The sequence below is a fragment of the Pseudomonas sp. CIP-10 genome (assembly GCF_020911845.1).
Taxonomy (GTDB): Bacteria; Pseudomonadota; Gammaproteobacteria; order Pseudomonadales; family Pseudomonadaceae; genus Aquipseudomonas; species Aquipseudomonas alloputida.
The window spans coordinates 165,955-188,361 of sequence record NZ_CP087160.1; the positions used below are offsets into that span (position 1 = coordinate 165,955).

General features: G+C 60.6%; 20 protein-coding genes. 3 read left to right on the plus strand and 17 right to left on the minus strand.

What is annotated here, in order from left to right:
- Window positions 1-2: 2 nt before the first annotated feature.
- The 7 genes from LMH93_RS00805 to LMH93_RS00835 form a co-directional block, all read right to left on the minus strand.
- Window positions 3-794 (minus strand): ABC transporter ATP-binding protein, encoded by a 792-nt coding sequence (locus LMH93_RS00805; RefSeq protein WP_003252949.1) that lies wholly within the window; start codon window positions 792-794, stop codon window positions 3-5.
- Window positions 791-1,924, minus strand: a complete 1,134-nt coding sequence (locus tag LMH93_RS00810; RefSeq protein WP_070095336.1) for an ABC transporter permease — start codon at window positions 1,922-1,924, stop codon at window positions 791-793. The genes LMH93_RS00805 and LMH93_RS00810 overlap by 4 nt, the downstream gene beginning before the upstream one ends.
- 201 nt (window positions 1,925-2,125) lie before the next feature.
- On the minus strand, window positions 2,126-3,151 hold the full coding sequence (locus LMH93_RS00815; RefSeq protein ID WP_003252945.1) for a DUF5924 family protein: 1,026 nt from the start codon (window positions 3,149-3,151) through the stop codon (window positions 2,126-2,128).
- Window positions 3,152-3,244: 93 nt separating this feature from the next.
- Complete coding sequence (locus tag LMH93_RS00820; RefSeq protein WP_003252943.1) at window positions 3,245-4,651, minus strand: M16 family metallopeptidase; 1,407 nt, start codon at window positions 4,649-4,651, stop codon at window positions 3,245-3,247.
- 30 nt (window positions 4,652-4,681) lie between these two features.
- Entirely contained in the window at window positions 4,682-6,340 is a 1,659-nt protein-coding gene (locus LMH93_RS00825) for a Na/Pi cotransporter family protein (RefSeq protein WP_029380487.1), read from the minus strand.
- 283 nt (window positions 6,341-6,623) lie between these two features.
- Window positions 6,624-7,394: a TerC family protein gene (locus LMH93_RS00830; RefSeq protein WP_003252940.1), complete on the minus strand. Its 771-nt coding sequence runs from the start codon at window positions 7,392-7,394 to the stop codon at window positions 6,624-6,626.
- Window positions 7,395-7,463: 69 nt separating this feature from the next.
- Window positions 7,464-8,771: a CitMHS family transporter gene (locus LMH93_RS00835; RefSeq protein WP_003252938.1), complete on the minus strand. Its 1,308-nt coding sequence runs from the start codon at window positions 8,769-8,771 to the stop codon at window positions 7,464-7,466.
- Between the two features lie 267 nt (window positions 8,772-9,038).
- Between LMH93_RS00835 and LMH93_RS00840 the strand changes: the two genes are divergently transcribed.
- Window positions 9,039-9,440 carry a GFA family protein gene (locus LMH93_RS00840; RefSeq protein ID WP_004575247.1) on the plus strand — a complete coding sequence of 134 codons (402 nt, stop codon included), beginning with the start codon at window positions 9,039-9,041 and terminating at the stop codon, window positions 9,438-9,440.
- A gap of 43 nt (window positions 9,441-9,483) precedes the next feature.
- Here LMH93_RS00840 and LMH93_RS00845 read toward each other — a convergent pair whose 3' ends face one another.
- From LMH93_RS00845 to LMH93_RS00865, 5 genes are all read right to left on the minus strand, one after another.
- Window positions 9,484-11,439, minus strand: coding sequence for a DUF7844 domain-containing protein (locus tag LMH93_RS00845; protein WP_185279864.1), 1,956 nt, complete (start codon window positions 11,437-11,439; stop codon window positions 9,484-9,486).
- Window positions 11,436-11,756, minus strand: coding sequence for a DUF2388 domain-containing protein (locus tag LMH93_RS00850; protein WP_003252932.1), 321 nt, complete (start codon window positions 11,754-11,756; stop codon window positions 11,436-11,438). Before LMH93_RS00850 ends, LMH93_RS00845 begins: the two co-directional genes overlap by 4 nt.
- A 36-nt stretch (window positions 11,757-11,792) precedes the next feature.
- On the minus strand, window positions 11,793-12,086 hold the full coding sequence (locus LMH93_RS00855) for a DUF2388 domain-containing protein (RefSeq protein ID WP_003252930.1): 294 nt from the start codon (window positions 12,084-12,086) through the stop codon (window positions 11,793-11,795).
- Window positions 12,087-12,175: 89 nt separating this feature from the next.
- A complete protein-coding gene (locus tag LMH93_RS00860) occupies window positions 12,176-12,493 on the minus strand; it encodes a DUF2388 domain-containing protein (protein WP_185279865.1) in 318 nt (105 codons plus the stop codon).
- A gap of 312 nt (window positions 12,494-12,805) precedes the next feature.
- Complete coding sequence (locus LMH93_RS00865; protein ID WP_003252924.1) at window positions 12,806-13,021, minus strand: DUF1127 domain-containing protein; 216 nt, start codon at window positions 13,019-13,021, stop codon at window positions 12,806-12,808.
- A gap of 699 nt (window positions 13,022-13,720) precedes the next feature.
- Between LMH93_RS00865 and LMH93_RS00870 the strand changes: the two genes are divergently transcribed.
- On the plus strand, window positions 13,721-15,049 hold the full coding sequence (locus LMH93_RS00870) for an IS110-like element ISPpu9 family transposase (protein ID WP_230064507.1): 1,329 nt from the start codon (window positions 13,721-13,723) through the stop codon (window positions 15,047-15,049).
- A gap of 104 nt (window positions 15,050-15,153) precedes the next feature.
- Here LMH93_RS00870 and LMH93_RS00875 read toward each other — a convergent pair whose 3' ends face one another.
- From LMH93_RS00875 to LMH93_RS00895, 5 genes are all read right to left on the minus strand, one after another.
- Window positions 15,154-16,647 (minus strand): acetyl-CoA hydrolase/transferase family protein, encoded by a 1,494-nt coding sequence (locus LMH93_RS00875; protein WP_003252922.1) that lies wholly within the window; start codon window positions 16,645-16,647, stop codon window positions 15,154-15,156.
- A gap of 186 nt (window positions 16,648-16,833) precedes the next feature.
- Complete coding sequence (locus LMH93_RS00880; protein WP_003252919.1) at window positions 16,834-18,270, minus strand: NAD(P)(+) transhydrogenase (Re/Si-specific) subunit beta; 1,437 nt, start codon at window positions 18,268-18,270, stop codon at window positions 16,834-16,836.
- Window positions 18,271-18,272: 2 nt separating this feature from the next.
- Window positions 18,273-18,587, minus strand: a complete 315-nt coding sequence (locus LMH93_RS00885; RefSeq protein WP_003252914.1) for an NAD(P) transhydrogenase subunit alpha — start codon at window positions 18,585-18,587, stop codon at window positions 18,273-18,275.
- Window positions 18,588-18,598: 11 nt separating this feature from the next.
- Window positions 18,599-19,720 carry a Re/Si-specific NAD(P)(+) transhydrogenase subunit alpha gene (locus LMH93_RS00890; protein ID WP_003252911.1) on the minus strand — a complete coding sequence of 374 codons (1,122 nt, stop codon included), beginning with the start codon at window positions 19,718-19,720 and terminating at the stop codon, window positions 18,599-18,601.
- Between the two features lie 419 nt (window positions 19,721-20,139).
- Window positions 20,140-21,057, minus strand: a complete 918-nt coding sequence (locus LMH93_RS00895; RefSeq protein ID WP_004575245.1) for a LysR family transcriptional regulator — start codon at window positions 21,055-21,057, stop codon at window positions 20,140-20,142.
- Window positions 21,058-21,217: 160 nt separating this feature from the next.
- Between LMH93_RS00895 and LMH93_RS00900 the strand changes: the two genes are divergently transcribed.
- A complete protein-coding gene (locus tag LMH93_RS00900; protein ID WP_003252907.1) occupies window positions 21,218-22,399 on the plus strand; it encodes an acyl-CoA dehydrogenase in 1,182 nt (393 codons plus the stop codon).
- The last annotated feature ends 8 nt before the right edge of the window (window positions 22,400-22,407 follow it).

The following is a 22,407-nucleotide window of genomic DNA, read 5'->3' on the forward strand; positions in this document are numbered from 1 at the left end:
GCTCAGCGCTCCTGCCCGGCACGGGTGGCAGCCTGTTCGGCGGCGCGCCCGCGAGGGCCGTGAAAGTATTCTTGGATCCAGGTGTCGTTGGTCTTCTCGACCTCGGCCAGCGGGCCGGCCACCAGGACTTTCTTTTGCGACAGCACCGCGATGCGGTCGGTGATGGTGTACAGGGTGTCGAGGTCGTGGGTGATCAGGAACACCGACAGCCCCAGAGCATCGCGCAGGGTAAGGATCAACTGGTCAAATGCCGCGGCACCGATCGGGTCCAGGCCAGCCGTGGGTTCGTCGAGGAACAGGATGTCCGGGTCCAGGGCCAGGGCGCGGGCCAGCGCTGCGCGCTTGATCATGCCCCCCGACAACGAGGCCGGGTACTTGTCGGCAGCCGAGATCGGCAACCCGGCAAGGGCCAATTTCACCCCGGCCAAGTGCTCGGCATCATTGCGCGACAGCCCGGCGTGCTCGATCAGCGGCAAGGCCACGTTTTCGGTCACCGTCAGCGAAGAGAACAGCGCCCCCTTCTGGAACAGCACGCCAAAGCGCCGCTCGACCAGTGAACGCTGTTCTTCGCGCAGGCCGGTCAGGTCCTGGCCGAACACCTTGATCTGCCCTTCATTGGGCCGGCGCAGGCCAATGATGCTGCGCAGAAGCACCGACTTGCCGCTGCCTGAGCCGCCTACCACGGCGAGGATTTCGCCGCGGTACAGGTCAAGGTCAAGGTTTTCATGTACCACCTGGCGGCCGAAGCGGTTGCAGATGCCGCGGGCTTCGATTACGCAATCCTGGCCACTCACCAGCCCATCTCCATGAAGAACAGCGCTGCCACCGCATCCAGCACGATGACCACAAAAATCGACTGCACCACTGCCGAGGTGGTGTGTGCCCCCACCGACTCGGCGCTGCCGCTGACCTTGAAGCCTTCCAGGCAGCCGATGGCGGCGATCAGGAAGGCGAAGAACGGTGCCTTGGCCAGGCCTACCAGGAAGTGCTGCACGCCAATGTCGCTTTGCAGCAGCGACAGGAACATGGCCGGCGAAATATCCAGCGTCAGGGCGCATACCACCGCACCGCCAACGATGCCGCAGATCATCGCGACAAAGGTGAGCAACGGTAGCGAAATCAGCAGGGCCAGTACCCGCGGCACCACCAGCAGTTCCATGGGGTTGAGGCCCAGCGTGCGGATGGCGTCAATTTCTTCGTTGGCCTTCATCGAGCCGATCTGCGCGGTGAACGCGCTGGCAGTGCGGCCGGCCATGAGAATGGCGGTCAGCAGCACGGCGAACTCGCGCAGGAACGAGAACGCAACCAGGTCGACGGTGAAAATGGTCGCGCCGAAGTCGGCCAGCACCGTGGCGCCGAGAAAAGCGACTACGGCGCCCACCAGAAAGGTCAGCAACGCAACGATGGGCGCGGCGTCCAGCCCGGTCTGCTCAATATGTGCCACCACAGGAGTGAAGCGCCAGCGATGTGGCTGGAAGGCGCGGCGCAGCAAGGTTTCCAGAATCACACCGACGAAACCAAGCAGTTGCATGCTGTCCTGCCACAGCGTGCCGACGGCGCGGCCGATACGCTCCAGCAGCAGCAACAGCACATTGCGCTCGGGCTCCTTGACCGGGATGCAGTAATCCTGGACTGAACAGTAGACATTCTTCAGCAGCGCCTGGCTGGCTTCAGGCAGCACGTGGGTGCAGCGCGACAGGCGCTCGGAGCCTAGCAGTTCGGCCAGCAGCGAAGCACCGGCGGTGTCCAGGCGGCCCAGCTGGCTGAGGTCGGCGATCGTGTTGGCAGCGCACTGCGTGCGCAGGCGCTCGCTCTCGCGCTTGAGGTTGGCGTAGTGTGCCAGGGTCCAGTCACCGGTAATACGCAGGCAGGCCGGTTGGCAGCTGGTGTCCAGGGTGGCGCTAGGGGTGGTCATAGGCTCCATGCAATTGACTCGGCGCTAAGGCTTAGGGGCTGATCATAGCGCAGGGGGCATGGGCTGTTTGGTGATTATGTGCTGTGTGTGCGCTTGGTAGCAGTGCCTTGGCGCAGGCTTGTGCTGCGAAGAGCTCGTAAACGCCCACGGAAGTGGTGTGCTGTACCGGCCCTTTCGCAGCACAAGGCTGCTCATGCGCAAGGCAGGGGGTCAACTACCCGCGGGTGCATCATTGACCACCTTGAAGCGCAGCACGCCAATCACTTGCCCATCCTCGGTCAGCACCCTCACCTGCCACTTGCCTACCGGGTTGGGTGGGAAGTTCTGCTTGTGGGTCCAGGCCCGATAGCCTTCCTTGCGCCCGCCGTGGATGTCCAGGGCAATGCGGTCGACCTCTTGGCCGTCCTTCTGCCACACGTGGTAGATCCGCTCGTTCAGGCCGCGTGGCGCGTTGATGGCGGTGTAGGCATACAGGCCACTGCTGCGAATGCGGCTGGCGGCAATTTCGTCCAGCGAGTCGCCCGGTTGGCGGTTCATGACTTCGGTACTCACCGCCACCTCGGTCATCCACAGGGTTGCCGGCGGTACCCAGGAGCGCAGCAGCCAGCCACCGGCACCGACCGACAGGGTAACCAGCACCAGAGCCACGGCGCGGCGCCAGTTGTTGATCGGGAAGCTGCTGGCCAGGCTGGGGAATGACAGGGCCATGGCTGCGATCAGGGCCAGCTTGAAGCTTTGTGCCGTGGTCAGGTGCAGGATGATCGGTAGCGCGGTCAGCAGAGCGGCAAACAACGTCAGGGTATGCAGCGCCAGGAACAGCCAGCGCCGTGGTGCCAGCCACTTGTAGTACAGCGGGTCGGTGATCGAAACCAGGCCGGCGGCGCCGAGCAAGCCGGTGAAGACCAGCTGACCGCTGTTCCAGGTGGTGGTGATGAAAAAGAACGGCAGCACGAAGAACAGCGTTTCCTGGTGGATCATCTGCGTTGCATAGCGCAGCAGCGGCTGAGGGATCTCGCGGTTGAACGTGCGCGCGAACAGCCCGGTGAGGGTGTTCTCCAGCATCAGCCAGACCCAGCTGACCAGCATGAGCACGGCGACCCAGCTGGCCAGGCCAGCCTGGCGGTCGACCAGGATGAAGCTGCCGATACCGGAGAGGAAACCGCCGAGCGCAATGATGCCGGGGTAGCGCTTGAGGAGTTCGATGACGCGCTGGACGATATGGGGGATTTGGGGCATTGGGGGCTACAACAGAAAAGTGAGGTGGCTGTGCCAGCCTCTTCGCGGGCAAGCCTGCGAAAGGGTCGGTACTGGCAAAAGGATACCGCCGATTTACCGCTGCCGTGTAGCACCACTGGGCCGTTCAGGCCCATGCCGCCGCCAGCGCAACAGCCCCGCCGCCAGGCACAGCCCCGCAAGCAAGGCCATCAGCCCGTAAAGCTCGTCATAGCCTAGCAACGGCTTTTCGATGCGCACATAGCCATCTTCCTTGAGCAGATCCTTCAGTGCCTCGTTGGCCTGTTCCAGGCTGACTTGGCGCAGCTTGCGCACCGGGCTGGCAAAGCGCCCGTCGGTATAGTCGTTCAGCGCCCCCCAGTAGTAGTCGGCCAAGGCGCTGTTGCCTTGGGTGCTCCAGCTTTCCTTGGCGATGCTGGCTTCCTTGATGCGGGCGAAGGTGTCCGGGTCCAGGCCTTCCTTGCGCAGGTGGTCGAACAGGGCCTGCATCACCTTGACAGCCTTGTCGATGTCATCGCGCTCAAGGTCCGCATTGAGGCTGAGCAGGCCGGTGTCGCCAAAGCTTTCACGTTGCACGGAGGGGCCGTAGGACAGCCCGTTGCGCAGACGTAGCTGGTCGTACAGCGCCCAGTCCAGGTAGCGCGAAAGCAGGTCGAGGGTGGCTTGATGGTCGTTGTCCAGCACCGGCTCGATGAACAGCCAGTGCAATTTGACGCTATCACCCAGCCAGCCGCGGGTCAGGTTGCGACGCTGTTCGGCCTGTTGGCTGATGCTTTCAAGGTTGCGGCGCTCTTCGGGTTCAGTGGCGGGCAGTTCGCCGAACGACCGCTCCAGATAAGCCGGAAGCAGGCGATCGAGGCCTCCGACCATGATCAGGGTCATGTTGTTGGCCGCGTACCAGCGGTCACGCAACGCCTGAACTTGCTCCAAGGTCATGTCGTCGAGGTTGGAGCGCTCCGGGCATTTCAGACCCAGCTCGGTGGCCAGCTGGTCGTTGGCGGGGTGGCCGATATCCTGGCGGTCGAGCCAGCGCTGCAGGTGGCCATAGTGGCCGCCATCCTCGCGCTCTATGATGCGCTTGGCGGTGGTCAAGGCCTTGGCGTCGATGGTGGTATCGCGGATGACTGCCAACAGCAGGTCGAGGACCTTGCGCTGGTTGCGCGCCGGGGCCTCGATGACAAAGGTGGTGTCGGCACTGCTGGTATAGGCGTTCCACTCGCCGCCGAGCGCTTGCAGGCGCTCTTCCAGCCCGCCTTCGCCTGTTTCGTCGATGCCACTGAACAACAGGTGCTCAAGCAGGTGTGGCAGCTCTTTCTGCTCGCAGTCGAAATCATCCAGGCCCACGCCGACCACTAGACGAATCGCCACATGGTCCCGTTCGTAGCCGTTTTTCAGGATGACCTGCAGACCATTAGGCAACAGGTAGCCTTCAACCCGCGAGCGGTCGAGGGCGAACGAGGGCAGGCTGCAGATCAGCAGGCAAACGAACATCAGGCAACGCATGGGCGAGCGAGGGTCCTCAGCTAGGAGAAATCACGGCTGGCGGGCTTCATCGGGCACACTGTCGAGCATCAGCCCTCCGGTGTCCGAGCCGCCCAGTACCACATAGGCACTGCTACAGAACAAAGAGTTCAACCGCTTCATGTCGGCGATCAGTTCCAAGTGTAGCGAACTGGTCTCGATACTTTGCACGACCTTGCGCTGCAGGCGGCTGACATGGGCGTGTGCGAGGCGCCGTTCCTGGGCACGGAACCGGCGTTTTTCCCGCAGCAGCAAGCGGGCGCTTTCCGGGTCGGCACTGAGGAACACCGACAGGCCCAGGCGCAGATTGGCCAGCAATTGCTCCTGCAGGCCGGTCAGCTCTTCCAGGCCTACCTGGGAAAATTCCCGACGCTGGCTGGTTTTCTGCTGCTGGACCTTGCGCAGCATGCGTTCGATCAGGTCACAGGCGAGTTTGAGGTTAATTGCCAGCTCGATGATTTCGGCCCAGCGGCGGTTGTCCTGTTCGCTGAGGTCTTCCCGTGACATCTGCGCCAGGTACAGCTTGATCGCACTGTACAGGGCTTCGGCGTCTTCGCCCAAGGCGCGAACTTGCTGTGGCAAGGCGGTCTGGGTGCCACGCAGGGCTCCAAGCATGGCTTCGAGCAGGCTGTCGACGATATCCCCCAGGCGCAAAGTCTCGCGGGCGGCGTTGGCCAGGGCCAGGCTGGGCGTTTCCAGGGCCGAGGCGTCAAGGTGACGGGGGCGCACCTGACCATTGCCGATTTCCCGTTCAGGCAGCAGGGCGTTGCACAGTCGACCCATCGGTTTGACCGTGGGCAGCATGATCAGACAGCGCAGCGTGTTGTAGAGCAGGTGAAAGCCAATGACCAGCTCCTGAGGGCTGAAACTCAGCGAGTCCATCCATGCCACCAGCGGGTGCAGCACAGGGATGATCAGCACCAGGCCGATCAGCTTGTACAGCAGGCTGCCCAAGGCCACCCGACGCCCGGCGGCGTTCTGCATGCTGGTACTGATGAAGGCTAGCAGCCCGCTGCCGATGTTGGCGCCGACCACCAGCCCGATGGCTACCGGCAAGCTGATCAGTTCGGCGCCGGCCAGTGTCGCTGTGAGCAGAACGGCGGCCAGGCTGGAATAGGAAATCATGGCGAACATTGCCCCGACCAGAGCGTCGAGCATGATGTCGCCGGTCAGTGAGGCAAACAGCACTTTCACGCCCTGGGCATGGGTGATCGGCGCAGCTGCCTGCACGATAAGCTCAAGTGCCAGGATGATCAGGCCAAGCCCGATGCCTACTCGGCCCAGTTGGCCGGCCCGTGTCTGCTTGCGCGAAAGGAAGAAGATCACGCCAAGGAAGATCAGCAGCGGCGACAGCCAGGACAGGTCGAAGGTCAGTACCCGGGCCATCAGTGCGGTGCCCACGTCGGCACCCAGCATGATTGCCAAGGCCGGGGTCATGGCCATCAGACCTTGGCCGACGAAAGAGGTGACCAGCATGGCCGTGGCGTTACTGCTTTGAACCATGGCCGTGACCAGAATACCGGCGATGAATGCCAGCGGGCGCTTGTCCATGTTCTGGCTGATGATGCGTCGCAGGTTCGAGCCGAATACCCGAAGGATGCCGGTACGCACAATGTGGGTACCCCAGACCAGAAGCGTCACGGCCGAGAGCAGGTTGAGCAGGGTCAGCATGGCGAAGGCCCCCTGTTGCATAGGCCCATCGGGCCAAGAAAAGAAACGTGAGCGTTTGAAGAATTTTCGGTGCTCACTCAAAGCTTTAGCTGTTTTGCCAAGCTGTCGCCAGCTTCGCATGGCAGTCATTTATTTGAAACAGATCTTGAAACGAATGACGGCCTGTCGGGGCTGCTTCGCGGGCAAGCCTCCACAGTGACAACGCGCAGGAAAAAACGCACAGAAAAAACGCATGAAAAAGGGCCCTGCGAAGGGCCCTTGTTGTGCAGCACTTTCCTTGGCCTTATTGACCCGGAATGTCCTTGCGCAGTTTCACCGGTTCATGATCTTTGCCTTCCTTGCGGGCCATGGCGGTGCGCATGCGTATGTTGATGGCTTCCACCCCCAGCGAGAAGGCCATGGCGAAGTAGACATAGCCCTTCGGTACATGCACATCGAACGCTTCAGCGATCAGTACAGTACCGACCACGATCAGGAACGACAGCGCGAGCATCTTCAGCGACGGGTGCTTGTCGATGAAATTGCTGATGGCGCCGGCGCACAGCATCATCACCAGCACGGCCACGACGATGGCGGCGATCATCACCGGTACGTGGGAAACCATGCCCACAGCGGTGATCACCGAGTCCAGCGAGAACACGATGTCGATGATGGCGATCTGGATGATGGTGTAGAAGAACTTGCCACCTGCGCCTTTGGGCTCCTCTGCATTCTCGTCCTCGCCTTCCAGGCCGTGGTAGATCTCTTGCGAGCTCTTCCATAGCAGGAACAGGCCACCGAAGAACAGGATCAGGTCACGCCCGGAGATGCCTTGGCCAAATACCACGAACAGGTCGGCGGTAAGGCGCATCACCCAGGTAATCGACAGCAGCAGCATGATACGGGTGACCATGGCCAGGGCCAGGCCGAAGATCCGGGTGCGTGGCTGCATGTGCTTGGGCATGCGGCTGACCAGAATCGAGATCATGATGATGTTGTCGATACCGAGGACGATCTCAAGCGCGGTAAGGGTGAAAAAGGCAACCCAGATTTCCGGGCTGGTCAGCCATTCCATGTATTTTCCTTCGAGCGGTAATGGCAACGCGCCCCGGTCAGGGCGCGTCGCGTACGTGATACGGATGTATTAAAGACTACTGAACAGCGGGAAAATCCCCATCAGCAGTGCGCCGAGCATTATGCACAGGCATACCAGCACTGCCCACTTGAGCGTGAAGCGCTGATGATCGCCGAACTCGATACCGGCCAGGGCCACCAGCAGGTAGGTGGAGGGTACCAGCGGGCTGAGCAGGTGTACCGGCTGCCCGACGATCGACGCACGGGCCATTTCCACCGGGGTGATGCCATAGTGGCTGGCGGCCTCGGCCAGCACCGGCAGCACGCCGTAGTAGAACGCGTCGTTGGACATGAAGAAGGTGAACGGCATGCTCACGATCGCGGTGATGACGGCCAGGTATGGGCCCAGTGCCTCGGGGATGACCGCCAGCAGGCTCTTGGACATGGCGTCGACCATGCCGGTGCCGGACAGGATGCCGGTGAAGATGCCGGCGGCGAAGATCAGCCCGGTCACGGCCAGTACACTGCCGGCGTGGGCGGCGATGCGGTCCTTCTGCTGTTGCAGGCACGGGTAGTTGACGATCATGGCGATACTGAAGGCAATCATGAACAGCACTGGCAGCGGCAGCACGCCGGCGATCAGCGCGACCATCAGGGTGGCGGTCAGGGCACCGTTGAAGTACAGCAGCTTGGGCCGGCGTGCGTCCGGGTACTGCGAGACGGTGATTTCGCTGTGGTCGATGTCGTCGGTAGGCAGATGCAGTTCGCCCAGGCGGGCGCGTTCACGCTTGCCATACATGTAGGCAATGGCCAGGATCGCCAACACACCGAACAGCATGGCCGGGATCATCGGCACGAAGATGTCTGACGGGTCTACGTGCAGGGCGCTGGCAGCACGCGCGGTCGGCCCACCCCAGGGGGTCATGTTCATCACGCCGCCGGCGAGGATGATCAGGCCGGCCATGATCCGCGGGCTCATGCCCAGGCGGCTGTACATCGGCAGCATGGCGGCGCAGCAGATCATGTAGGTGGTGGCTCCGTCACCGTCGAGCGAGACCACCAGGGCCAGTACAGCGGTACCGACCGAGACTTTCAGCGGATCGCCCTTGACCAGCTTGAGGATCTTGCGAACGGCCGGGTCGAACAGGCCGGAATCGATCATCAGGGCGAAATAGAGGATGGCGAACATCAGCATCACGCCGGTAGGTGCGAGCTTGCTGATGCCCTCTAGCATCATGGGGCCGATCTTGGCGGAAAAACCACCGAACAGGGCGAACAGGATCGGTACCAGAATAAGCGCGATCAAGGCCGAAAGGCGCTTGGTCATGATCAGGTACATGAACGTGATGACCATGGCAAAGCCGAGGAAGGTCAGCATGGCAATACTCCAGGCGGGGCGCGGCGAAAGGGCAGTCGATTCGGGCGTATCAGCGCGTAGGGCGCTGTGCGGGGAGCATGCGGAGGGGGACTACGAAAAGGCGGGCACAGGAATACATCAGAATCACCATTGTTGTTGTTGATTGGGCCGGGCGCGGTATTGACCGGGGGCCCTGGCTGACCGGTCTTGTGCCGGTAGTGGGCGCTATCCTAAAAGGGCAAGCTTTCAGCCAGCTTTCGCTGAGGCAAAGGTGACGAGAGGTAGGTGATGCAGGATGTAACCGAAGGTGGCTGCCATTGTGGCGCCCTGCGTTATCGGCTGGAGGGCAACTTGACGGACATTGCCCACTGTCATTGTTCGATCTGCAGGCGGGTCAGCGGTGGACTGGTGGTCACCTGGCTTACCCTACCCCGTTCTGGGTTCCAGTGGTTAACGGGCGAGCCGAACTGCTATGTGGCGCCTGCCAGTTGCAGCCGCTACTTCTGTGGGCAGTGTGGGGCGCATGTGGCGCTGGTGACCACGCATAGCCCGCAGACGATCGATGTGACGGTGGCCACGCTGGATCACCCTGAGTGGGTGCGAGCCAACCGGCATATCTGGGTGGGCAGCCGGTTGCCCTGGTTGCATCTGGACGAGGATTTGCCCTCGGAAGATGAGGAGCGCCTGTAGGCGCGGCGCGGGCTTGCCCGCGAAAGGGCCAGCCCGTCATCCATCACAACTGCAGGCCACCAGCAGCCTTGTGCAACGCCCGCAAATGTTCACCGATTTGCTTCACGTTGGCCTCGATCGCTGCAATTTCCTTGGCTCGCGACGGCTCCAGCAGCGCCCTCACCTCTTTGTCCAGGCTGGTGCTCAAGCGCAACAGCTGTGCCTGCCGCTCGCTGCTCACCTGCTCCAGGTGCTTGCGCTCTTCTGGCTGCGGCAGCCCGTAGCCTTTGGAATCGAGCAACTCTGCCGGGCGGCTGAGAAAACCGCTGTTGGCAAGCATTTGCTTGAGCGTGGCATCGGCTTTGTTGATGCTGCCATCCTTCAAGGCTGCGGCGTTCAGGTAACGCTGCTTGACCTCGTCCTGGGCCAGCAGAAGCTGCCGGCGCAGGCTGGCCTGCTCAAGCAGAAGCAGTGCCGCGCTGGTGCGCAGGTCAGCCTTGGCGAACCAGCTACGGCGCTGCTCGGCATTGAGGGCCAGCCAGTCTTCAACCAGAGCTTGCTTGATTGGCAACTGTTTTCTCAGCACCTCGAACATGGCCTGGTACCGGTCGCGGTAAGAATCGAAGCGGTAGCCCAGGCGTAACGCTTCGCGCGGGTTATCAAGCACGCTGGTATCTGCCAGCCCCCTGCCCTTGAGCACGGCCAGCAAACCGTTGGGCATGATGCTGTCCAGGTCGTTGAGGCGCGCATTGGCGGTGCCGCTGCGCAGCAGCTTCAATGACTCCACGGCACAGTTGTTGGACAGGAACCAGTAGTTGCCGTCATAGCTCCAGTGCATCTCGGCGGCCTGGCGCACCAGGCTCTCGATCTCGTCGCGGTTGAGTTTCAAGGGCACCGAGGCCAGGCTGCGCAGCTCGGTCTTGGTGTATTCGTCGATCACCTGGCCCAGCGGAAGCACGAATAGCCGCGACGGGTAGTTGCCGACCAGGCCGTCCCAGCTGGAGAGTTGCACGTCGTTGACGAAGGCGCGGTACGAAAGCACCAGGCTTTGATCAAGGTCCAGGCGGCAGTCTGGGCCGCGTGGTCGGCCCGGCTTGCAGATCACCAGGCGCAGCATGCTGTGCCCCCAGCGGCTGACCAGGTTCTGATTGGCTTCAGCCAGCAGATAGTCCACTTCGTAGACCCGCTCTGGGTCGATTTCACCTAGTGGTTGGCGGGCGAAGTCGCTGCCGGCATTGATGAATGGCAGGCCTTTGGCACAGGTGTCCTGTTGGGGTGCCCAGCCGAAGTGTTCGCGGAGGTACTGATACAGCGCCGGGCGACGGCAGCTGTAGCTCGGGTCGAGGAGGAAATACTCCATGTTGACCGCGATGTATTCCTTGGGGCTGCTCAACTCATAGCTGTCGGGGCTGCGCACGAATTGGCCATTGTGCTGCTCGCGCTCGCCGCGTCGGCCCACGTACTGCTGCCACCCGGCCAGGTCGAGCAGGCGTGGGTCGTCGCTCAGGGTGAAGCGGCGCTCTGCCTGCCCGCGGCATTCTTCCGGCAGGCCGACCTTGCCCAGCGTGCCTTGCTGGCGCTTGCAGCGTGCAATCAGCGAATTCTCGACGCTGGGCCACAAGCGGGCACGGTCGTAGAGATGGGTGAGCTCGTGCAGCACGGTGGCCAGCAGCTCTTCACGCACCGTGCCATGTGGGCGGTCGGTGCGCTCAGTGGCGGCGCTGCCATCGGTGAGGCTGGGCAGCAAGCGGCGGTTGAGCTCGAGGGTGGATATCAGTGAAGCCTGCCCATAGGCGTCGGCAGGCATGTTGTCGCTCCAGCTGACCCGCACGCGACGGTCCAGCTGTTGCTTGAAGCGCGGTGGCAGCTTGCCCATGGCCTCGTTGAGCAGGGCTTGGGAAGCTTGTGCTTGTTGCGGGTCCAGGCCGGACGACTGCAGCTCAAGCTGCAGGTCGGCCAAGGCGGGCGTGCCGAGCAGCGTCAGGGCGCAGCCGAGCAGCCAGGCGCGCACGCGCGTCACAGTGCGAGTATGGCTTCAGCCAGCACCTGGTCGCTGGCGCCTCGCGCTTCCGGTACGCGCTCGCGCAGGGTATTGAAGGCTGCCTCGAGTTGGACGCCGCGGATGTCACCGTTGCTGGCGACAAAGCTTGCAGCGTCGTCGTGGGCTTCGCGCACCACTTTGGAGTCGCGGATCGATGTGGTGGTGTCTGAGGTGAAGTCGATCGAACGGCCAAAGGCACGCACGATGATGTTGCTGGTGGCCACCAGGGTCTGTGCCTGGGCCAGGTCGGCCAGCAGCAGCATGCCGAGGGAAGCGGCAATCAGCGGTTTACGCATGGAGCATCTCCGAAAAATACAGGGAGTCAGATGTAGTTATTGGACGAGAATTGCCTGCGCCAGTTCCAGATCGCCGACGGCGTGCCGTGCGCAATTGTGGCGTAATGATTCAAGGGCGGCTTCCAGGCGTGCACCACGGATCAGCCCGTCGCTGGCAACGAATGCGGCGGCATCGTCGCGGGCCTGTGTGACCAATTTGCGATCGAATGGTGCGGCTGTAACCTGGCTGGTGACATAGCCGGTGATGACCAGGCTTTGTGTGGTCGTATCCATGGCATGGGCGCTGGCCATGCCTGCGGCGGCGAACAGCAACGGCAACAGATAACGCATGAGCTTTCTTGAAGGCTGGAAAAGTGAACGGCGAAGCCTACCTCAGGTGCGAGGGTCGAAGCCAACGCACCTGTTTTGCATGGCGTGTATCAGAGTGCCAGGATGGCCTGGGCCAGTTGTGCATCGCTGGCTTGCAGGGCAGGCATGTTCGAACGGATGTGTACAAAGGCGCTTTCCAGTCGGGCGCCGCGGATAGCGCCCTGAGTGCCGACGAAGGTGGCTGCGTCATCGCGGGCTGCCTGGACGATCTTGTCGTCGCGGAACGAAGAGCTCAGATCGGAAGTGGCGTCGGTGGAGGCGGCAACGGCGCGTACTACCGTATCGGTGGTGACAACGAAGCTGGTGGCGTTGGCAGTGCCAGTCAGGCCAAGCAGCAGGGCGGCGCCAAGCAGGTGTTTACGGGACATGATCGTGGACTCCTGGGGTAGGGTCAGGTTGGTTCTGCTTTATCGGACGTTTGCAGGGATCGTCACGGTACGTTTCAACAACGGGGTTCTAGCAGACGGTTATGCCAAGCGTATCACGCAGTGCTACGTAGCGATGATAACGAGTGCTGCGCCAGGCAACTGTTAAGGTGTTTTTTTGTTCCTATAAAACTGTACTGGTCGTGATCTCAAGTGCTCTACAGCGCGTCTCTCGGGCAATAAAAAACCCGCTGCAGTCACCTGCAACGGGTTTGGGGAATTCACGGTGCCGGTCAAAGCCGGCAAGCCGGGAGCTTAGCGCCAGAAAGGCTTGCTCAGCTCTTCGTAACGCTGCGACTCGCTGATACCGGCATCTGCCAGCAGGCGGGAGTCCAGGCGAGCCAGTTGACGACGGCTGGTCATACGGCGCTGCCACAGCAGCAGGGTCGACAATGCGCGCAGCGGCAGCGAGGTGTTGGATTGCTGGGCGTTGCTTTCAAAAACCAGACCGGAACTGAGGGTACGTTCCATGATGCTTCATCCTTCCGCTTATGGCGGCATTAGGTAGTGATTTAACTGATGCCAATGATCCTCCTCTGTCGTCCATAACAGTAGATACAGTTCAGTTGAAAGACGATGGCTCAGTTAACTGTGTAACCCTACTGTTGCACTCGAAATAGGCGTAACTGTACTGGTCTGCACTTCTTTGGTGCACTTTGATTCGAAGAAGGGGATTTTTCAGTCGGGAAGATCTGAAAACACCAGTACAGTAGAACAGATTATTCTGCTGATGGCGGAAAGGTGTATTGATAGAAGGGTTTGACTGTTATGGCCCATTCGCGAGCTTGCCCGCTCCCACAGGGAAAGTGCTGCCCTTGAGGGTTGCACATCACCTGTGGGAGATCACCCAGCCCTTCCGGGCTGCGCTGTCGCGCAGCAAACATGAGGTGTACGGCTTTAGATCCGCAGCGACGCTGACATTTTGAAAAAGAAAAGGCGGTTGGCCCGGTAGGGCCAGCCGCCTTTTGCTTTGTTAGGGTTCGTGTGCGCGGGACAGAGATCGTAGCCAGCACTGGTGTGTGTCCGCACACCCGCGTGGGAGAGTGATCCGCACGGTATCGGCGTGAAGTCCCTGTAGGCATCAGCTGATTCAGCTGTGACCACGTATGAGAGAGTGAACCCTTTCGCCACCGTGTGCCCCGCGCGCCCTTTATCCTGCGAGGATTCATCATGGCGCGCAAGCCTTCCAAGCAACGCTTTACCGTCGTCCATCCCGATTGCGCAGCGATCGATGTCGGTGGTCGAGAGCATTTCGTGGCGGTCGACCCCCGGCACGAAAATCCCGTCCAGTCGTTCACGTCCTTTACTGACGACCTGCTCAAGATGGCTAACTGGCTTGAAAGCCTGGGGATCAAGGTCGTTGCCATGGAATCCACGGGAGTTTATTGGATTCCAATTTACGAGATTCTCAGCGAGCGCGGTTTTGAGGTTTATCTCGTCAATGCCAGAGCAACTCGGCAAATCACGGGCCGTAAATCAGATGTGCTGGATTGCCAGTGGATTTGGCAGCTGATGACTCATGGACTGCTCAGAGGCGCATTCCGCCCCGATGATCTGACCTGCTGCGTCCGGTCATTGGTCAGGCAGCGTGCTTCCAAAGTGAAAGACCAGGCGCAGACGCTGAACCGGATGCAAAAGGCCATGAGCCAAATGAACATCCAGCTGGCCAATGTCATCAGTGATATTTCCGGCGTAACTGGCATGAAGATTTTGCGAGCCATCTGCGCAGGTGAACGGGACCCAGTGCAACTGGCTGAACTGACCGACCGCCGCATCAAGGCAGGCAAGGAGGCTGTCGCTCGGAGTCTTCATGGCAATTGGCGGCGCGAGCATTTGCATGCGCTAACTCAGGAATTGGCTGCCTATGACTTCCTGGAGCAGCAAATTGCTGATTGTGACGACGCCATAAAAGCCGCGTTAGAGCAGTTACCGGTGCTGCAAAACAAGCCAGAGCCATCCAATAAGCCTTTACGGAGCCCACACCGAAACGGTGCCCAACAGACTGAATTGCATCAGACATTATGGAAAGTTCTTGGCGTGGACCTAACCGCAATTCCAACCATTGGGGTGGACACTGCATTAGTGCTGGCAGGGGAGATCGGTACAGATCTATCACGCTTCCCGTCCTCACAGCACTTCTGCTCTTGGTTGGGACTGGCTCCCCCTACTCGAATTTCCGGCGGTCATCGACTGGCAGGTGGTGGGCCAAAAATAGTCAATCGAGCAGCTCAAGCACTCAAGCAGGCTGCATCCAATGCCCGTAACGACAAGGGTTTCATTGGTGCATCGCACCGAGCCAGACTGACTCGAATGGATACCAGCTGCGCCATCAAGGCCACTGCGCATCAGTTGGCACGTCTGGTGTACAACCTTTTAACCAAGAAGCAGGCTTATGTTGAAAAAGGTCTTGAGGAGTTCGAAACCAGAAGCCAGGACCGGCAGGTCCGGGCTTTGCTTCGCAAAGCCCGGAAACTGGGGTATCAGCTGGTGGCCGCTTGAGTGCTTAGAAAACAGTGGGTTGCATTTTGTTTGATGAGAGCGGGCAAGCCCGCGAAGAGGCCGGAACAGCGGAGGCAGGGCCGCCGTTCCGTACCACATCTGGATCAGCTAGCCAGCATGCGCCCGGTTTCTTCCAGGTTTTCGTGCCAGCTCAGGGCTTCACGCAGGATGTGCGGGGTATGGCCGCCACGCTGGCAGGCACGGTCGAAGTAGTCGTTCAGCGCAGCGCGATAGTCTGGGTGCACGCAGTTGTCGATAATCGCTCGCGCCCGTTCGCGCGGCGCCAGGCCACGCAGGTCCGCCAGGCCCTGCTCGGTGACCAGGATGTCCACGTCGTGCTCGGTGTGGTCGACATGGCTGACCATTGGCACCACGCTGGAAATCGCCCCGCCTTTGGCAATCGACTTGGTGACGAACACGGCCAGGTGGGCGTTACGGGCGAAGTCGCCGGAGCCACCGATGCCGTTCATCATCCTGGTGCCACAGACGTGAGTGGAGTTGACGTTGCCGTAGATATCGAACTCCAGTGCCGTGTTGATACCGATGATGCCCAGGCGACGTACCACTTCCGGGTGGTTGGAGATTTCCTGCGGGCGTAGCACCAACTTGTCCTTGTAGCGCTCCAGGTTGCCGAACACATCGGCATTGCGGCGCGTTGACAGGGTGATCGAGCTGCCCGATGCGAAGCTAAGCTTGCCGGCGTCGATCAGATCGAAGGTGGAGTCCTGCAGCACTTCGGAGTACATGGTCAGGTCTTCGAACGGCGACTCGATCAGGCCGCACATCACCGCATTGGCAATGCTGCCAATGCCGGCTTGCAGCGGGCCGAGCTTGTTGGTCATACGGCCTGCATCCACTTCCTTCTTGAGGAAGTTGATCAGGTGGTCGGCGATGCCCTGTGTTTCATCATCTGGCGGCAGCACAGTGGACGGCGAGTCTGGCTGGTCACTGATGACGATACCGACAATCTTGGCCGGGTCGATCGGGATCGCGGTGCTGCCGATACGGTCGTCTACCTTGACCAGCGGGATTGGCGTGCGAGTCGGACGGTAGGTTGGGATATAAATGTCGTGCAGGCCTTCGAGGTTGGTGTTGTGCGAGAGGTTGATCTCCACAATCACCTGCTTGGCGAAGATCGCGAAGCTGGCCGAGTTGCCCACCGACGTGGTTGGCACGATGTGGCCTTGCTCGGTGATGGCCACGGCTTCGATGACCGCGATGTCCGGCAGCTTCAACTGCTGGTTGCGCAGTTGCTCGACGGTTTCCGACAGGTGCTGGTCAATGAACATCACCTGGCCGTCATTGATGGCTTTGCGCAGGGTGCTGTCGACCTGGAACGGCATGCGGCGGGCCAACACACCGGCCTCGGTCAGTTGTTTGTCCAGGTCATTGCCCAGGCTGGCGCCGGTCATCAGGCTGATTTTCAGTGGCGATTGCTTGGCACGTTCGGCCAGTGCATGCGGTACGGCCTTGGCTTCGCCGGCGCGGGTGAAGCCGCTCATGCCGACAGTCATGCCGTCCTCGATCAGACCAGCGGCATCAGCCGCACTCATTACCTTGCTGTGCAGGGAGGACAAGCGGATACGATCACGGTACATGGATTGTTATCTCGGGCTACTGAAACTACTGCAGCGCAGTCTAGAGATTTCGCCCATTGCCGTCCCACGACCATGGTCGTATGAGAAGCCTTGTATTTGAGCCGTTGATCCGGATCAATAAAAGAAAAGCCCCGGCAGATTCTGACCGGGGCTTCCTTTATATCAGCTGGTTTGCAGCGGCTGGTGTCACTCCACTGCCTTGACCATGTCCTCAATGACCTTCTTGGCGTCACCGAACACCATCATGGTCTTGTCCAGATAGAACAGTTCGTTGTCCAGGCCGGCATAGCCGCTGGCCATCGAGCGTTTGTTGACGATGATGGTCTTGGCTTTGAACGCCTCGAGGATCGGCATGCCGGCGATTGGCGACTTGGGATCGTTCTTCGCCGCCGGGTTGACCACGTCGTTGGCGCCCAGCACCAGCACCACGTCGGCCTGGCCGAACTCGGCGTTGATGTCTTCCATCTCGAATACCTGATCGTACGGCACTTCAGCCTCGGCCAGCAGTACGTTCATGTGCCCGGGCATGCGGCCCGCCACCGGGTGAATCGCATACTTCACGGTCACGCCGTTGTGGGTCAGCTTCTCGGTCAGCTCTTTCAGTGCGTGTTGTGCGCGGGCCACCGCCAGGCCGTAGCCCGGAACGATGATCACGCTGTCGGCATTGCTGAGCAGGAAGGTGGCATCGTCAGCCGAACCGGACTTCACCGGCCGCTGTTCTTGCGAACCTTGCGCCGCGCCAGTGTCGGTATCGCCACCGAAGCCGCCAAGGATGACGTTGAAGAACGAGCGGTTCATCGCCTTACACATGATGTACGAGAGGATGGCACCGGACGAACCTACCAGGGAACCGGCGATGATCAGCATCGAGTTGTTCAGCGAGAAGCCGATGCCGGCCGCTGCCCACCCCGAGTAGCTGTTGAGCATCGACACCACCACTGGCATGTCGGCGCCGCCGATCGGAATAATGATCAGCACACCCATGATGAAGGCCAGGACCAGCATCAGGGTGAAGGCACTGTAGTGGCCAGTGAAAGTGAACAGCAGGCCAAGGGCGATGGTGGTCAGGCCAAGGATCAGGTTCAGTTTGTGCTGGCCAGCGAACTGTACCGGTGCGCCTTGGAAGAGGCGAAACTTGTACTTGCCCGACAATTTGCCAAAGGCGATCACCGAACCGGAGAAGGTAATGGCACCGATGGCAGCACCGAGGAACAGCTCCAGGCGGTTGCCGGTGGGGATCGGATCGCTGATGGCAGCCACAATGCCCATCGACTGTGGCTCCAGCACGGCGGCGATGGCAATGAACACCGCGGCCAGGCCGATCATGCTGTGCATGAAAGCGACCAGTTCGGGCATTTTGGTCATTTCGACGCGCTTGGCCATGATCGAACCGGCGGTGCCGCCGACCAGCAGGCCGACGATGACATAGCCGATACCGGCAGTGGCAAGTTCAGCCCCAAGCTTATATATGAGGCCGACCGTCGTGAGGATGGCGAGACCCATGCCGATCATGCCGAACAGATTGCCGCGCCGCGAGGTAGTCGGGTGCGACAGGCCCTTGAGCGCCTGGATGAAGCACACCGAGGCGACGAGGTAGAGGAGCGTTACCAGATTCATGCTCATGCTTACTTCTTCGCCTCGTTCTTGGTTTTCTTCTTGAACATTTCAAGCATGCGGCGGGTGACCAGGAAGCCACCGAACACGTTGACTGCGGCAAGGGCCACGGCCAGGGTGCCCATCAGCTTGCCGGCCGGGGTCACGGTCAGGGCCGCGGCCAGCATGGCGCCGACGATGACGATTGCCGAGATGGCATTGGTGACCGCCATCAGTGGGGTGTGCAGCGCCGGGGTGACGTTCCACACCACGTGGTAGCCCACATAGATGGCCAGCACGAAAATGATCAGGTTGTAGATGCCGTGGGAAATCAGCATGTCTTCCATTGTCGTGCTCCTTAGCCGTTCTTGCGGACGATCTGACCATCACGGCACATCAGGCAGGCCGCGACGATGTCGTCTTCGAGGTTGATGATCAGCGCGCCATCCTTGTCGAACAGCAGCTTCATGAAGTCCAGCAGGTTGCGCGCATAAAGTGCCGAGGCATCGGCACTCACCTGGGCCGGCAGGTTGGTCGGGCCGACGATGGTCACGCCGTTCTCCTGCACCACCTGGTCTGCGACGGTCAGCGGGCAGTTGCCGCCTTGGGCTGCAGCCAGGTCGATGACCACCGAGCCAGGCTTCATCTGCGCCACGGTTTCGGCGCTTAGCAGGGTCGGCGCCTTGCGCCCGGGGATCAGCGCGGTGGTGATGACGATATCGGCCTGCTTGGCACGCTCGTGCACCGCCTGGGCCTGGCGCTGCATCCAACTGGCCGGCATTGGCCGGGCATAGCCGCCAACGCCTTCGGCGCACTCTCGCTCCTCGTCGGTCTCGTAGGGTACGTCGATGAATTTTGCACCCAGTGATTCGATCTGCTCTTTCACCGCCGGGCGAACGTCGGATGCTTCGATCACCGCACCCAGGCGCTTGGCGGTGGCGATGGCCTGCAAGCCGGCAACGCCAGCGCCCAGTACCAGGACGCGTGCGGCCTTAACGGTACCGGCAGCGGTCATCAGCATTGGCATGAAGCGTGGGTAGTGATGGGCTGCCAGCAACACGGCCTTGTAGCCGGCGATGTTGGCCTGCGACGACAGCACGTCCAGGCTCTGCGCCCGCGAGGTTCGCGGCGCGGCTTCCAGGGCGAAGGCGGTAATACCGCGTTCGGCCATCTTGCCGATCAGTTCACCGTTGAAGGGGTTGAGCATGCCCACCAGAAGGCTGCCGCTGTTGATCAGGGCCAGTTCCTGGTCGTTGGGGGCGACCACTTTGAGTACCAATTGGGCGCCGTAGGCATCGGCGGCGCTCCCAAGGGAAGCACCCACGGCTTCATAGGCACTGTCCGGAATGGCGGCGTTGAGCCCTGCCCCCCGTTGAACGGTGACCTGATGGCCCTGGCCAATCAGTTTCTTGATGGTTTCGGGGGTCGCAGCGACCCTTGTCTCACCGGTCTGCGTCTCGAGAGGAACACCAATGTGCACGACTATTTCTCCTGCGGTGACCTTTTGTCTTTGTAGAAGCCAGCACACTTCGGATGGTGTGCTGGGGCGGCTGTGGAGCGCCAACCCGCCGGATCCCGGGCGGGGCGAAGCATTTTGCAGACGAACCCGAAGGCCTTCAACCGGTTCTGGAGCGAAACGAAGTCAAAACTACAAGTCACCCTGTGACCGCTTGTCGCAGCAATAGGGTTGCAGCCCGTCAAACATGCGCCATTGGCAGATTAGGAGAAAAAATCAAAAAAAAAGCGGCCAATTCGCTTACGACTAGTTGGATGTCGCAAAATAACCCGCAAAGCCGCGTACTGAGCACGGTTAAAGGGTGTTTTTATGCTTGCGTTACAGTTTGCGAATATGCGACATATACATATATCTGTAGGTGTTTAAAATAATTGACTACAGGGTCAATTTGTCGCGCTTGCCCCTGATCTATTCAGGTAGGCCTGAGCCTGGCTTACCAGCCAGTCGCGAAAGGCGCGTAGCGACGCCGACTCCACCTTGCGCTCTGGAATCATCAGATAGTAGGCCTTGTCGCTACTCAGGGCATGCCTGTTAGCGACCACCAGCCTTCCCTCCTCCAACTCCCGCTGGATCAGGAACGGTGGTATCAGGGCAATGCCCATGTCGTGCATGGCCGCCTGGGCGAGCATCGAGAATAGTTCATAGCGCGGGCCTGTCATGTCGCGCTCCACATTCATGCCCACACTGCCGAACCATTGCCGCCAGGCGTACGGGCGCGTGCTCTGCTGCAGCAGTGGTAGCTGCGCGATGTGGCGTGCCTCGAGCATGCCCTGGCCGTTCAGCAGTGCCGGGCTGCACACGGGTACTGGGTTTTCACCCATCAGTTGGTGCGACTGGGTGCCTGACCAGTCCGCATCACCAAAATAGATGGCGGCATCGAAGGTAGTGTCGGCGAACAGGAATGGCCGGGTGCGGTTGGTGAGGTTGACTGTGACCTCCGGGTGGCGCTGCTGGAAGTCCTTGAGCCGTGGCAGGAGCCATTGAGTGCCAAACGTCGGCACTACCGCCAGCTCGATCACATTGGCGCCTTGCTGGCGCATGACCGACAAGGTATCGCGCTCCACGGCGTCCAGTTGGGCCGCCACCTGGCGACTGTAGGACAGGCCGGCTTCGGTCAGCCTTACGCCGCGGCGCGAGCGACGGAACAGTTCCACATTAAGGAAGGCTTCCAGGCCACCAATCTGCCGACAGACGGCACCCTGGGTCAGCGCGAGTTCCTGGGCAGCCTTGGTAAAGCTCTCGTTACGGGCTGCCGCCTCGAAGCAAATCAGGGCGGCGGTACTGGGGATCTTACGGCGCATGTACGTCAACCTCACTTGTAAGGCTGTCAATAAGGCGTTTTGCCGATTTACGGAGTGACAAAATATCACTAATTGGTGCGCAATCCTCGTTTGTCCCGGCGGACGATCAGGCCTAGGCTCAAAGGCACAAGAAACTGACCCCTATTTCGAGGATTCGCTCATGGCCGGTAAAGCAAGCTTCAACTGGATCGACCCGTTGCTGCTGGATCAGCAGCTCACTGAAGAAGAGCGCATGGTGCGTGACAGCGCTTATCAGTTCGCCCAGGACAAGCTGGCCCCGCGTGTGCTTGAGGCCTTCCGCCATGAGCAGACCGATCCGGCGATCTTCCGCGAGATGGGTGAAGTAGGCCTGTTGGGTGCAACCATTCCCGAGCAATACGGTGGCAGTGGCCTGAATTATGTGTGCTATGGCCTTATTGCTCGCGAAGTGGAACGTATCGACTCAGGTTACCGCTCGATGATGAGTGTGCAGTCGTCGCTGGTGATGGTGCCGATCAACGAATTTGGCACCGAAGCTCAAAAGCAGAAGTACCTCCCCAAGTTGGCCAGTGGCGAGTGGATCGGTTGCTTCGGTCTGACCGAGCCTAACCATGGCTCCGATCCTGGTTCGATGATTACGCGCGCGAGGAAGGTCGACGGCGGCTACCGACTGACCGGCAGTAAAATGTGGATCACCAACAGTCCCATCGCCGATGTGTTCGTGGTGTGGGCCAAGGATGATGCGGGCGATATTCGTGGCTTCGTACTGGAAAAAGGCTGGCAAGGCCTCAGTGCCCCGGCAATCCATGGCAAGGTTGGCCTGCGCGCGTCGATCACTGGTGAAATCGTCATGGACAATGTGTTCGTGCCAGAAGAGAACATCTTCCCGGACGTGCGTGGCCTCAAGGGCCCGTTCACCTGCCTGAACTCGGCTCGCTATGGTATTTCGTGGGGTGCGCTGGGTGCCGCTGAAGCCTGCTGGCATACCGCTCGCCAGTACACCCTGGACCGTCAGCAGTTTGGTCGTCCACTGGCCGCCAACCAGTTGATTCAGAAGAAGCTTGCCGACATGCAGACAGAAATCACCCTGGCGCTGCAGGGCTGCCTGCGTCTGGGTCGCATGAAGGATGAAGGGACGGCTGCGGTGGAAATCACCTCCATCATGAAGCGCAATTCCTGCGGCAAGGCGCTGGATATCGCCCGTATGGCGCGTGACATGCTGGGCGGCAACGGCATCTCCGACGAGTTTGGTGTGGCTCGCCATCTGGTTAACCTGGAGGTGGTCAACACCTATGAAGGTACCCATGATGTGCATGCACTTATCCTGGGTCGTGCGCAGACCGGTATCCAGGCGTTCTATTGATAAGGAGC